Source organism: Desulfosarcina cetonica JCM 12296, assembly GCF_001311845.1.
GTDB lineage: Bacteria > Desulfobacterota > Desulfobacteria > Desulfobacterales > Desulfosarcinaceae > Desulfosarcina > Desulfosarcina cetonica.
The window spans coordinates 61,872-73,845 of sequence record NZ_BBCC01000006.1 but is presented as its reverse complement, the minus strand read 5'-3'; the positions used below and the strand labels follow the sequence as shown (position 1 = coordinate 73,845).

General features: G+C 56.7%; 13 protein-coding genes. All 13 read left to right on the top strand.

The window, feature by feature from the left end:
• On the top strand, positions 1-895 hold an 895-nt coding region (locus JCM12296_RS02565), incomplete at its 5' end, for a dihydrolipoyl dehydrogenase family protein (RefSeq protein ID WP_172683737.1).
• A 188-nt stretch (positions 896-1,083) separates the two neighbouring features.
• On the top strand, positions 1,084-1,236 hold the full coding sequence (locus tag JCM12296_RS37780) for a hypothetical protein (protein ID WP_157067318.1): 153 nt from the start codon (positions 1,084-1,086) through the stop codon (positions 1,234-1,236).
• Positions 1,237-2,089: 853 nt separating this feature from the next.
• Positions 2,090-2,353, top strand: a complete 264-nt coding sequence (locus JCM12296_RS02560; RefSeq protein ID WP_054689436.1) for a hypothetical protein — start codon at positions 2,090-2,092, stop codon at positions 2,351-2,353.
• Positions 2,354-2,401: 48 nt separating this feature from the next.
• On the top strand, positions 2,402-2,770 hold the full coding sequence (locus JCM12296_RS02555; protein ID WP_054689435.1) for a TraR/DksA family transcriptional regulator: 369 nt from the start codon (positions 2,402-2,404) through the stop codon (positions 2,768-2,770).
• Positions 2,771-2,913: 143 nt separating this feature from the next.
• Positions 2,914-4,275 carry a sigma-54-dependent transcriptional regulator gene (locus JCM12296_RS02550; RefSeq protein WP_054689433.1) on the top strand — a complete coding sequence of 454 codons (1,362 nt, stop codon included), beginning with the start codon at positions 2,914-2,916 and terminating at the stop codon, positions 4,273-4,275.
• Between the two features lie 380 nt (positions 4,276-4,655).
• A complete protein-coding gene (gene groES / locus JCM12296_RS02545) occupies positions 4,656-4,943 on the top strand; it encodes a co-chaperone GroES (protein WP_054689431.1) in 288 nt (95 codons plus the stop codon).
• A 17-nt stretch (positions 4,944-4,960) separates the two neighbouring features.
• Positions 4,961-6,586 (top strand): chaperonin GroEL, encoded by a 1,626-nt coding sequence (gene groL, locus JCM12296_RS02540; RefSeq protein ID WP_054689430.1) that lies wholly within the window; start codon positions 4,961-4,963, stop codon positions 6,584-6,586.
• Between the two features lie 243 nt (positions 6,587-6,829).
• On the top strand, positions 6,830-7,351 hold the full coding sequence (gene infC / locus JCM12296_RS02535) for a translation initiation factor IF-3 (RefSeq protein WP_054689428.1): 522 nt from the start codon (positions 6,830-6,832) through the stop codon (positions 7,349-7,351).
• A gap of 232 nt (positions 7,352-7,583) precedes the next feature.
• On the top strand, positions 7,584-7,781 hold the full coding sequence (gene rpmI / locus JCM12296_RS02530) for a 50S ribosomal protein L35 (protein ID WP_054689426.1): 198 nt from the start codon (positions 7,584-7,586) through the stop codon (positions 7,779-7,781).
• Positions 7,782-7,900: 119 nt separating this feature from the next.
• Complete coding sequence (rplT, locus tag JCM12296_RS02525; RefSeq protein WP_054689424.1) at positions 7,901-8,251, top strand: 50S ribosomal protein L20; 351 nt, start codon at positions 7,901-7,903, stop codon at positions 8,249-8,251.
• Positions 8,252-8,403: 152 nt separating this feature from the next.
• Positions 8,404-9,411, top strand: coding sequence for a phenylalanine--tRNA ligase subunit alpha (pheS, locus tag JCM12296_RS02520; protein ID WP_054689422.1), 1,008 nt, complete (start codon positions 8,404-8,406; stop codon positions 9,409-9,411).
• Positions 9,412-9,457: 46 nt separating this feature from the next.
• A complete protein-coding gene (pheT, locus tag JCM12296_RS43275; protein ID WP_246803927.1) occupies positions 9,458-10,672 on the top strand; it encodes a phenylalanine--tRNA ligase subunit beta in 1,215 nt (404 codons plus the stop codon).
• Positions 10,669-11,871, top strand: coding sequence for a phenylalanine--tRNA ligase subunit beta (locus tag JCM12296_RS43270; RefSeq protein ID WP_246803926.1), 1,203 nt, complete (start codon positions 10,669-10,671; stop codon positions 11,869-11,871). Before pheT ends, JCM12296_RS43270 begins: the two co-directional genes overlap by 4 nt.
• Positions 11,872-11,974 lie beyond the last annotated feature (103 nt).

Sequence of the window (11,974 nt, the reverse complement as noted above, 5' to 3'; positions counted from 1 at the left end):
GGTTGGCGGGGGATACGTGGGGCTGGAGCTGGGTTCGGTCTACGCCGCCCTGGGCAGCCGGGTGGACTTGGTGGAAGCCGGCGACCGTTTGCTTCCCGGCGTGGACGAAGACCTGGTGGCCCCCCTGAAACGACGCTTGGAAAAGAGCTTTGCCACCATTCGCTGGGAAACCCAGGTGCGCCGCATGGAGGCGCATGCCGACCGGGTCGGGGTCACCTTTGACAACGGGCCCCAAGGAAGCGATCCGTCGTCCTACGACCGGGTGCTGGTGGCCATTGGACGCCGACCCGCTTGCCGGGAATTGGACCTCGATCAGGCCGGGGTGCGGATGGATGCGCGGGGATTCATCCTCGTGGATGCCCAGCAGCGTACCAACATTGCGCATATCTATGCCGTCGGAGATGTCGTCGGCGGTATGATGCTGGCCCACAAGGCCACCCGGGAGGGCAAGGTGGCCGCCGAAACCATCGCCGGGAAGGCGTCGGCCTTTGACGTGCGGGCCATTCCGGCGGTGGTCTATACCGATCCGCAGATCGCCTGGTGCGGATTGACCGAGGCGGAGGCCCGTCGGCAAGGCCGGACGGTGAAGATCCGGCGCTTCCCCTGGAAATTCTCGGGCCGCGCCACCACCCTGGGCCTTCCCGACGGCCTGACCAAGCTGGTGGTCGACCCGGAAAGCGGGCGTGTCCTGGGTGCCGGCATGACCGGTCGAAATGCCGAAGGACTGATTGCCGAGGCCGTGTTGGCCATTGAGATGGGCGCCTTGAGCGAGGATATGGCCCTGATCGTTCATCCGCATCCGACCCTTTCCGAAACTGAAGCCGAGGCGGCCGAGCTTTTTCTGGGCAGTGCCACGCACATGCTGCTATCCCAATCCGCTGATGCTTCTCTCTGAATTTTGAGTCCCTCAATCCATTGAGTTTAAAACCTGATCAAACAGATTGTAATCATTTGAAATTCAATTTTATTTTGGCGCTATGGGCTTTCGGCACAACAATTGTGTAAATAGAAAGCATTTGGCGATCGTCCATCGTTATTCATTGCGGGACGTCCGCCGGATGACACATTTAAGGAGGCAATCCAATGGATGAAAATGAATGCGGGATCTCTAAAATAGATGAAGCGGGATCCACGGAAGATGAGCGCGACAGCGACTGCTGTTACGTCATTGACGACTGTGGCTGCTACGTGGATCCTTGTTGCAACACGGTCAGTTATTCGTGCTGTTGTTGCTGATGGGCAACGGCAGTCGGATCAAAACCAATAACATTGATAACCAATAAGATCGATAATGGATATAGGAGGAAAATCCCATGCAAAATATGCCATCACGAGATATCAACGGTCGTTGTGAAGGTGAGTGTCGAGACCTTGCGGCCGACGGTGAAAAGGATCGCCAAAAGGCCATCAACCTTTCCGGAGTGGAATATGATACACCTGCCGAGCGAACGCCCTCTTGGACAACTTCCCGCAATGAACCGCCGGGCTCCATGGGCGGTCGCGTTTAGCCGACAAGGCGTTGCGCGTAGCCGCCGGGCCGCATGATATCGCGCGGCGGATACGCCCAGATACATTCCAACCCCGTCTATCCAAATCGGGGGGCGGGTTCCAGCTGTGATCCATGTGCTGGATTTTCCACCCCCCGTTTTCATCGTTGCCCACCAGTTTCTCTTTTCTTCCCTTGTTCACATCATATGAACCCCTTGTTTTTGACCGGCTGGGTTCGCCATCGACTACAATCGGAACACCGGGTTCTGGTTTTGCGCTTGGGGTAGCGGTCGTATCCGGGCGTCAATCTTGAGATTTTTCCCTGGGCCGCCGGTGAAGATCATCACGGCGGGCGTTTTGGATCCGGGTTCGGAAACAAATCAGATCTTGGAGTTCCGATTTTTATGCCGGTGATGCGCATAACCTACCAATATATATTAAATAAATAAAATTGGCGCAATGTTTGCTTGGGATGAGGCAGGCCATTATTAAACGCCAGCCTTAGCAACTGGGGCTCGCCCAAAGGAACAAGGAATATGCGTTATGGGGGGGATCCGGATCGCATCCGGTCGCGGATTCCCCTGATATGACAGGAGAGATCATGAAGAAGAAAGTCACCGCCTCCATGCAAACCTTAGCTGGCATTGTTACCCCCTCGGCATGGGACGAAGCGGATCGGGTGCTTGAGGTGTCGCTTTCCGCGACCGATGACGAGGAATATGTGATTGAAAACAGCGAGCGCTTTCTTGATCTGGTCCAAAAACCCATCCGCGCCGTGGGAATGGTCAAGGTCGGCAAGAAGGTTCACCGGGCCATCAACATCAAAAAATATGAACTGCTGGATAGCGCGTCCGTGGAAGAATGATCGGCCGACCAGAGGCGCGGCAATCCATTGCATGATCCCAGGAAACCCATGGAACAAAAAGATCTTGACGCGTTCCGTCGATTGCTGGAAGTAGAACTTGTCCAACTGCTTGAAAAGGCGGAAGAGACCGTGTGGACGCTGGTGGGCGCGTCCGCCGACAATTCGGCGGACCCGGTGGATCAGGCGACCCAGGAGTTGTCCCAAAACAATATTTTTCGGATCCGCAGTCGGGAAAGCCGTTTGATCAAAAAGATCGGAGAGTGCCTGCAGGCCATTGAAGACGGTACCTATGGGATTTGCGAGGACTGCGAAGAACCCATTGCCATGGAACGCTTGCGGGCCAGGCCGGTGACCCGTTATTGCATCGCCTGCAAGATCCGCCGCGAGGCCCATGAGAAGGCCATGGGGAATACCTGATAGATTAAATTTAGGTTGTTTTTAAACGAGTTATGTGACAAAGCCGATGATATTGATCGCCGGCCGCCAGGCCGGTTGGCGATGCCCCACCACCGCCGGTCATCGACCGGAACGCTTGGTTGCAACGGATTTGTCACGAACCCATGGATACCATTGTTATATCCGCCCGACATCAGCGAACGCTGGACACGGTCCAGCGTATTCTCGCCGGCACCTGCAAAACCCATGTTGCCGATTCTCCCGCACAATTATGGGGAAGTCTGAAAACCATTCCCTTTGACGGCCTGTTCATCGACATTCCCCGGTTGGAAGAACTCGCCGCCGCCATCGACGGATCACTCGAACCCAGGGCCTTGATCGCTCAGATCCGGCAGCTGCGGCCGATGATGGCCATTATCATCATCGCCCCTGGCAGCGAGATTCGCCAGGCGGTCAGCTACATGAAAAACGGGGCCAGCAACTACATTGCCGAACCCATTGATTCCGAAGAGGTTCGGTTCGTTCTCGATGAAATTTCCAGGGAGCGTCCCCAGCAATCCGAGCTGGCCTACCTGCGGGAACGGTTGTGGCAGGACGACGCCCTGGATATTACCCAAACCCTCAGTCCGATCATGAGGAAAGTCTACGCGAACGTGATGTCCGTCGGACCCACGAAGACCACCGTGCTGCTGTTGGGGGAAACGGGCACGGGGAAGAGCTTCATGGCCAAACGGATCCACCGCAACAGCAACCGCAAATATGGCCCCTTTATCAGCGTGCATTGCGGCGCTATCCCGGATACGCTGATCGAGAGCGAGCTCTTCGGTCATGAGAAGGGATCGTTTACCGGCGCCCATCGCCGCAAGCCGGGCAAGTTCGAAGTGGCCTTCGGCGGTACGATTTTCCTCGATGAGATCGGCACCATTTCCATGGCGGCCCAGGTCAAGCTGCTCATGGTTTTGCAAGAGGGACTCTACCAGCGGGTGGGGGGCGATCAGGCATTGACGGCCAATGTCCGCGTGATTGCCGCCTCGAACAGCGACCTGAAGCAGATGTGCGATGCCGGACAGTTCCGCAAGGATCTTTACTACCGCTTGAACGTGTTCCCCATCACGATTCCGCAACTGCATGAACGCAAGGAAGACATCCCGTTTTTTGTCGAGGCCTTTCTGAAGAAGTTCAACCAGTTCAACAATAAACGCATCCAAGGCGTCCGTGCCGATGTCATGGCGGCCCTGATGCATTATGACTGGCCGGGCAACATCCGCGAACTGGAGAATCTCATGGAACGGGCCTACATCCTCGAATCCTCGCCGATCATGACACCGGACAGCTTCCCATCGGAATTGTTCGAGGATCATACGTTTCCGGCCGATATCGTCACGGCAATGCCCGCCACACTCGCCGAGGTGAGAAGAAACGGCCTTGAGGCGATTGAGCGGCGCTACCTCCAGGACCTTTTGGTCCGGAACCGGGGGCGGATCAACGCCTCAGCCGCCGAAGCCGCGTGGGCCCCCGCCAGTTGAACAAGCTGATGCACAAATATCATCTGAACAAAACGGCCATCAAGGATTCGCTACGGTCCGAGGCAAAATAAACGCATCGATCCGTTTTGGCATCAATCCGTTTTGATACCAACCGTTTTGCCGATCCGACCCCGCTTTTCGTAGACTGCCTTACAACCAATTGTTTTTATAATTAATAAAACTGCTTTGACGGTACTTGACAATGCCCATTTCCGCTTTAAATTTGCCTATCTTTAAACAGACGACATCCTGCATGCTTTCCACTACAATTGATGCGCGAGCGCCCGATGGTCCACGGGTGTGACCTTGGGTCGTGGGGTCGCCACTCCGCTCAATCCATTTTAAATTCAAAGCGCAAGATGGCAACACAGGAGGAAACAATGAACGTCAAACCGTTGAACGACAGAATTCTCGTGGTTCGCACCGAAGGAGAGCAGAAGACCGCTGGCGGAATCATTATTCCGGACACGGCCAAGGAAAAACCCATGGAAGGCAAGGTGGTTGCCGCAGGCCCGGGTAAGCTGGACGAAAAGGGCAACCGGGTACCCATGGAATTGAAGGTCGGCGACCGGGTGCTTTTCTCAAAATACGCCGGTACCGAGATCAAGATCGACGGCGTCGAACATCTTTTCATGCGTGAAGACGACATTCTTGGGGTGATCGAATAATCAGGAGGAGACGAATAATGGCTGCAAAGAAGATTGTTTACAGTTCGAGTGCCCGCGAGGCAATGCTCAAGGGCGTCAATACCTTGGCCAATGCGGTGAAGGTGACGTTGGGCCCCAAGGGCAATAATGTCGTCCTGGACAAGTCTTTCGGTTCGCCGTTGGTGACCAAGGATGGTGTGACGGTGGCCAAGGAGATCGAGATCACCGACAAGTTTGAGAACATGGGCGCCCAGATGGTCAAGGAGGTGGCCAGCAAGACCAGTGATGTGGCCGGTGACGGCACCACCACGGCAACGGTGCTGGCGCAGGCCATTTACACCGAGGGGCAGAAGTTGGTGGCCGCCGGTGCCAATCCCATGGCGGTCAAACGCGGGATCGACATGGGAACGGTCGCCGTGATCGAGGCGCTGAAGCAACTTTCCAAGCCGACCAAGGATCGCACGGAGATCGAACAGGTCGGGGCCATTTCCGCCAACAACGACGAAACCGTGGGCCGATTGATCTCCGAGGCCATGGAAAAAGTGGGCAAGGAAGGCGTCATCACCGTCGAGGAGGCCAAGGGCACGGATACCACCTTGGATGTCGTCGAGGGGATGCAGTTTGACCGGGGCTATATTTCTCCCTATTTCGTGACCAACACCGAAAAGATGATTGCCGAATTGGAAGAGCCTTTCATCTTGATCAACGAAAAGAAGGTTTCCAACATGAAGGACATGGTTCCGCTGCTGGAATCCGTGGCCCGTTCCGGCAAGCCGCTGATGATCATCGCCGAAGATGTCGACGGTGAAGCCTTGGCGACCCTGATCGTCAACAAGCTGCGGGGTACCCTCAAGGTGGCGGCCGTCAAGGCGCCGGGTTTCGGTGATCGCCGCAAGGCCATGCTCGAGGATATCGCCATCCTCACCGGCGGCCAGGTGGTTTCCGAGGATCTGGGCATCAAACTGGAAACCGTCACGATCGATGCGCTTGGAAAATGTCGTACGATCAAAATCGATAAGGACAACACCACCATCGTCGACGGTGCGGGGACCAAATCGGACATTGAAGGCCGTGTCAAGCAGATCCGTGCCCAGATTGAGGAAACCAAGTCCGATTACGATCGTGAGAAACTTCAGGAACGTTTGGCTAAATTGATTGGCGGCGTTGCCGTGATCAACATCGGTGCCCACACCGAAGTCGAGATGAAAGAGAAAAAAGCCCGCCTGGAAGACGCCCTCAACGCCACCCGTGCCGCCGTGGAAGAGGGGGTCGTGCCCGGTGGTGGCGTTGCTCTGCTGCGTTGCATCGCCGCGCTGGACGCGCTCGAGGCCAAGGGTGAAGTCAAAGCCGGTGTCAAGATCCTGAAACGCGCCCTGCAGGAACCATTGCGCCAGATCGTCGGCAATGCCGGCCTTGAAGGGTCCGTGGTGGTCAACAAGGTGCTTGAAGGGAAAGATGATTTCGGCTTCAACGCCGCCACCGAAGAGTATGAAAACCTGCTGGCGGCCGGTATTATCGATCCGACCAAGGTCGTGCGCTTTGCCTTGCAGAATGCCGCCTCGGTCGCCGGCCTCATGCTCACGACCGAAGCCATGATCGCCGATAAGCCCGAGAAGAAAAAGGGTGACTCGGCCATGTCGCCGGCGGGTGACGACATGTATTGATCCGGGTTGTTGATGCCTGCTGATAAAAAGCCCCAGACCGCATTCCGGTCTGGGGCTTTCCCATTTTTTGCTTGCATTTGACGAAACCGTCATATATTGGAATAAAGTTTAGTATAGGATTTTTACGAATCCATCGGGGATTCGCCTGGGGATTCGATAGGACTTGCCGGTGGTCGGCAGGCCTGTAACACCAAGCATAGGGCTTCAGGAGGTGAACGCATAGCTGGTCCTAGAAATACACAGATGATGAATAGGAGCCGCCCCGATACCACACGGATCAATCAAGGTATCCGTGTGCGGGAAGTCCGTTTGATTGATCCGGAAGGCAACCAGGTCGGTATTCTTCCGATTCATCAAGCATTGGCCAAGGCCAATGACTACGGTCTGGACCTTGTCGAGATTTCGCCGACCGCGAAACCGCCGGTGTGCAAGATCATGGACTATGGGCGGTTCAAGTACGAGCAGACCAAGAAACAGCAGGAAGCCAAGAAGAAGCAGACCACTTTTCAGATCAAGGAAATCAAGGTCCGGCCAAAGACCGGTGACCATGATCTTGAGACGAAAATGGGACATATCCGTAAATTCATTGAGCGCAAGGATAAGGTCAAGGTGACTGTGATGTTTCGGGGTCGCGAAATTACGCTTTCAGAACGCGGCAGGGATCTGTTGCAGCAGATTGCGACAGCACTCGAAGAGATTGCCGTTGTTGAACAATACCCCAAGTTCGAGGGGCGGACGATGATGATGGTTCTGGCACCCAAATAACCGTGTCGGGCCGGACGGGCCGCCAAACGAAGGACGGGGAATCGACCTGCGCATAGAATAAGCCGTTTATTCAGCTGGCGTGAACGCATGTTTTCGTTCGCGCCATCGGTTTTTGAAAGCCGGCTGGTGAATGAACACGGGAATTCATCTCCTGCCATGTCGACTCGGAGGCCGCTTGTTGAGAGATGCACATTCAGCAGAATAATCTATTTTTTGTTCAAGGAGAGAAACCATGCCGAAAATTAAAACCAACCGGGCGGCTGCCAAACGGTTTAAAAAAACCGGTTCCGGTGGATACTCGTTTTCCAAGTCGCATCACAGTCATATCTTGACCACCAAGACACGGAAGCGGAAGCGCTCACTGAAAAAGATGCAATTGATCAAAAAGAGCGATATGCGAGAAATCAGGCTGCTGTTGCCCAATGGGTAACGGGCGGCAGAACCATTTACTTTATGGCAGGTGCTTGCCGAGGCGGTCTTCCCTTTTGATGGTTGACGATGGATGGGATGCTGCCGGTACACCGCCCCTGCTGCCAAGGAGATAAGACCATGCGAATCAAACGAGGATACAAGGCGCGCAGACGCCGTAAGAAAGTCTTGAAACTGGCCAAGGGTTTCCGTGGCGGGCACAGCAAACTGTTCCGAACCGCGGCCGATACGGTCGATCGGGCACTGAATTACGCCTTCCGGGACCGCAAACAACGCAAACGCCAGTTCCGGCGGCTGTGGATCGCCCGTATCAATGCCGCGGCGCGGATGAACGACCTCTCCTACAGTCGATTTATCGCCGGTCTCAAGAAGGCCGATGTGAGTCTCGACCGAAAGGTGCTTGCCGAACTCGCCATTTCCGATCCCGCGGGCTTTTCCCAGATTGCCGCCCTGGCGGCACAGCAGGGCTAGCCCGGATCAACCGATCGCGGCGCGTGCCGCTCCATCGGTACCCTCCGCCGCCTTCTTCCCTTTTTCAGACAAAAGCGACACCCCTCTCTTTCCGCTCGGCCCAAGCGGTTCGGAAAGAGGGGGATAATCCAGAAAGCTGTAGAGCGACGAGCGTGGAAAATACCATAGAACGGATATATGCCGATGCCCAAGCGGCGCTTGCCGAGGCCGCCGATGCGGACGGGGTGAACGATATTTCGATCCAATATCTCGGTCGGAAGGGGTATATCACCCAATTTTTGCGGAGCATCTCCAGTCTTCCGGCCGAGGAACGGCCCCAGGCGGGCAAAAGAGCCAACGAGATCAAAGGGCTTCTGGAAACCGAAATCAAGGTTACCCTCGAGCGGCTGGCCCGTACGACCCGGAAACCCGCCGATCGAATCGATGTCTCTCTGCCCGGACGGGCACCGGAAAAAGGTTCCCTTCATCCGATTACCCAGATTACGAACCGCATTTGCAGCATTTTCGCCCAGATGGGTTTCGATGTGGTCGAAGGCCCCGAGGTGGAGACGGACTATTACAATTTCGAGGCGCTGAATATTCCCAAGAACCACCCTGCCCGGGACATGCAGGATACCTTTTACGTATCGGACAGTGTGGTCTTGCGCACACATACCTCTCCCACCCAGCCGCGGGTGATGGAAAAGCGACAGCCGCCGGTACGGATCATCGCTCCGGGCAAGGTCTATCGTTGCGACTCCGACCTGACCCATACGCCGATGTTTCATCAGGTGGAGGGACTCCTGGTGGATCATAAGGTTTCCTTTGCCGACCTCAAGGGAACCCTGACGGCCTTCGTTCATCAGATGTTCGATGATCAGACCACCTTGCGCTTTCGCCCCAGCTTTTTTCCCTTCACCGAGCCCAGTGCCGAAGTGGATATCCGCTGTGTGATCTGCCGGGGCAAGGGATGCCGGGTTTGTTCCCAAACCGGCTGGCTGGAGGTGTTGGGGTCCGGTATGGTTCATCCGGCCGTGTTTGAAAATGTCGGCTACGATACCAGCCGCTACACCGGGTTTGCCTTTGGCATGGGGGTTGAGCGAATCGCCATGCTCAAATACGGCATCGATGACATCCGGCGTTATTTTGACAACGACTACCGGTTTCTATGTCAATTTTGATATACGCGTAAGAAGTCGCCAATTTTAACGGAGAGTTCCGCGATCAATGAAAGTAAGTATAGACTGGCTGAAAGAATACGTGCCCATCACCATGTCGGTCGCCGCGCTGGCCGATGCACTGACCATGGTCGGGCTGGAAGTCGAGGTGGTGGAGGATCGTTACGCCTATCTGGATACGGTGGTTGTCGGTCGGGTGCTGACGGTGTCGCCGCATCCCAATGCCGATCGGCTCAAGCTTTGTGAGGTGGACGCCGGCAGTGAACGGTTCACGGTGGTTTGCGGGGCACCCAATGTGGCGGCGGGGATGAATGTTCCCCTGGCGCAAGTGGGGAGTTGTTTGCCCAGCGGAATCAAACTGGAGAAAACCGTGATCCGCGGCGTGGCGTCCGAAGGCATGCTGTGCAGCGAGACCGAACTCGAGCTGGGGCTCGATGGGTCCGGCCTGATGGCGCTGGATGCCGACCTTGCGCCGGGCCTTGCGCTCAAACAGGCGCTTGATCTCGACGACACCGTGTTTGAGATCGGCCTGACGCCCAACCGGCCCGATTGCCTCAGCATGATCGGCGTGGCGCGGGAAGTCGCCGCCATCCAGGGCGTCGAGATGAAGCCGCCGGTTTTCGACCTGCCCGAGACGGCGGGCGATATCAACGCCCTCACGTCGGTGACGATCGACGCGCCGGACCACTGTCCCCGTTACGCGGCTCGGCTGATCGAAGGGGTCACCGTGGCACCGTCGCCCTTCTGGCTTCAGAACCGGTTGCGTTCGGTCGGTGTGCGACCGATCAACAACCTGGTTGACTTGACCAACTTCGTGATGCTGGAAACGGGCCAACCGCTGCACGCCTTCGATTTCGACCACCTGGCCGACCACCGCATCGTCGTGCGGACCGCGGCAGAGGGAGAGGCGTTCACCACCTTGGATCAAAAAGAGCGGCGGCTCTCCGACCAGATGTTGATGATTTGCGACGGTGAAAAACCGGTTGCCGTGGGCGGCGTGATGGGCGGCCTCAATTCGGAGATCGAGGATGGCACGACGCGGGTGTTGATCGAGAGCGCCTGCTTCGACCCGATCAGCATCCGTAGAACGTCCAAGGCCCTGGGCCTCAGCACCGATGCGTCCCATCGTTTCGAACGCGGCGTGGATCCCGATGGGACCCTGTTCGCCCTCAACCGGGCGGCCCAGTTGATGGCCCTTTTGGGAAGGGGCCAACTGGTGGGGGGATCATTGATGCGGATTTCCGTACCCAACAGCCACCCGTGATTCCGTTGGGTGTCCAGGCTACGAATGGGCTGCTTGGCACGGCGCTGGACCGGCCGCAAATGCATCGTCTGCTGGAAGGCGTCGGTTTCAAAGCTCAAGCGGAGGGCGAAGATCTGCTTCGGGTCGAGGTTCCTTCCTTCCGGGTGGATGTTTCCCGTCCCCAGGATTTGATGGAAGAAGTTGCCCGGCTTTCCGGTTACAACCAGATCCCGACAACCTTTCCCCAACTGCCGGCCCAGGGAACGCTGCCGTCCCCCATGATGGTCGTCCGCAACCAGGTGCGGGGAATTCTCTGCGGTTTCGGATTTTCAGAGGCCGTCAATTACAGTTTTATCAGCGCCGCGTCCTGTGATCACATCCAGCTGGATGCCGATGATCCCCTTCGCCGGCACGTTGCCCTGCTCAACCCCATATCCGAGGATCAGGCGGTAATGCGCACGAGCCTCGTGCCGGGAATGCTGGAGACGGCCCAGCGCAACATTTCTCGGCAGCAAAATCATCTGCGGCTGTTCGAGATCGGAAAAGTGTTCCTTCCCCGGCCCGATGAACTCTTGCCCCTGGAAAAGGAGATGCTGGTCGGCCTCTGGACCGGTTCGGCGGCCAAGACGTCCTGGCATACCCGGGAACGGGCTTGCGACTTTTTTGATATCAAGGGCGCCGTGGAGGGGTTGGTTCTGGCCCTGGGGATCGATGGACTGGTGTTTACCGCGCTTTCGGACGCGGATTGCCGCTACACGCGGGCGGGCCATACGGCGAAAATCCTGGCCGAGGGTGAGATGCTCGGCATCGTCGGCGAGGTGGATGCCGACGTGACCGCTAACTACAGCCTCAAACAACCGGCATTCATTTTTGAACTCGACCTTGAAAAGCTGATCGAGCGGATGCCCGGCGACAAGCAAATGCGACCGATTCCCCGATTCCCGGCGACCTCTCGGGATATTACCGTGATTGTCGATCAGGATGTCGAAGCCGATCGCCTGCTGGAAAAGGTTGCCCGGTTCAAGGAAGAACTCGTCGAAGACCTTTACCTCTTCGACGTTTTTGCCGGCGATCCCATCCCGGCCGGGAAAAAGAGCGTCTCTTTCCGTGTCGTCTACCGATCCGCCGAACGGACCCTGGAAGATGACGCCATCAATGATCTTCATCGTCATTTGACCGAGCGATTGATCAGCGAGTTTGGTGCGTCGCTGCCGACCTGACCGGGCGGCGGGTAAGCCTTCACAGGGCACCACATCTGCTTTGTTGCCGGACACTTGACGTATGACCAATACGTCTGCGTGCCGGCGCCGCACATCTGTGGCA

What these genes read in the sequence shown, in the direction of transcription:
- JCM12296_RS37780 (WP_157067318.1), top strand. Translation starts at nt 1,084, where the DNA reads ATGGATGAAAATGAATGCGGGATCTCTAAAATAGATGAAGCGGGATCC.
- JCM12296_RS02560 (WP_054689436.1), top strand. Translation starts at nt 2,090, where the DNA reads ATGAAGAAGAAAGTCACCGCCTCCATGCAAACCTTAGCTGGCATTGTT.
- JCM12296_RS02555 (WP_054689435.1), top strand. Translation starts at nt 2,402, where the DNA reads ATGGAACAAAAAGATCTTGACGCGTTCCGTCGATTGCTGGAAGTAGAA.
- JCM12296_RS02550 (WP_054689433.1), top strand. Translation starts at nt 2,914, where the DNA reads ATGGATACCATTGTTATATCCGCCCGACATCAGCGAACGCTGGACACG.
- groES (WP_054689431.1), top strand. Translation starts at nt 4,656, where the DNA reads ATGAACGTCAAACCGTTGAACGACAGAATTCTCGTGGTTCGCACCGAA.
- groL (WP_054689430.1), top strand. Translation starts at nt 4,961, where the DNA reads ATGGCTGCAAAGAAGATTGTTTACAGTTCGAGTGCCCGCGAGGCAATG.
- infC (WP_054689428.1), top strand. Translation starts at nt 6,830, where the DNA reads ATGATGAATAGGAGCCGCCCCGATACCACACGGATCAATCAAGGTATC.
- rpmI (WP_054689426.1), top strand. Translation starts at nt 7,584, where the DNA reads ATGCCGAAAATTAAAACCAACCGGGCGGCTGCCAAACGGTTTAAAAAA.
- rplT (WP_054689424.1), top strand. Translation starts at nt 7,901, where the DNA reads ATGCGAATCAAACGAGGATACAAGGCGCGCAGACGCCGTAAGAAAGTC.
- pheT (WP_246803927.1), top strand. Translation starts at nt 9,458, where the DNA reads ATGAAAGTAAGTATAGACTGGCTGAAAGAATACGTGCCCATCACCATG.